The sequence below is a fragment of the Bittarella massiliensis (ex Durand et al. 2017) genome, from assembly GCF_017566145.1.
Classification (GTDB): Bacteria; Bacillota; Clostridia; order Oscillospirales; family Ruminococcaceae; genus Bittarella; species Bittarella massiliensis_A.
In genome coordinates, this window is the sequence record NZ_JABFCL010000103.1 from 1 (window position 1) to 260 (window position 260).

Below are 260 nucleotides of genomic sequence, written 5' to 3' on the forward strand. Positions count from 1 at the left end.
TGCCCGTGATAGCAGAATACCGGGTAATGGCACAAAATGACGCTCCGTTTATAATCCTTCATCTCCGCATAAGGCTTAATCCACACGAAGCGCTCCCGTTCAAAGTCCGAATCCTTCAAATAATAATCATGGTTTCCTTCGATCAGGTAAAGTCGCCCGTGCAGCCGCCTCAGGATTTCATTTGTCTTTTCGCCCTTTTCCATGGAAAAATCCCCCAGAATCACGACTTCATCTCTTGGTCTGACCTTGTGATTCCATTT

At 46.2% G+C, this 260-nt stretch carries 1 pseudogene; it reads right to left on the minus strand.

The window, feature by feature from the left end:
- Positions 1–203 (minus strand): annotated as a pseudogene (locus HJY11_RS13630) (phosphoesterase); the annotation flags it as partial.
- Between the last annotated feature and the right edge of the window lie 57 nt (positions 204–260).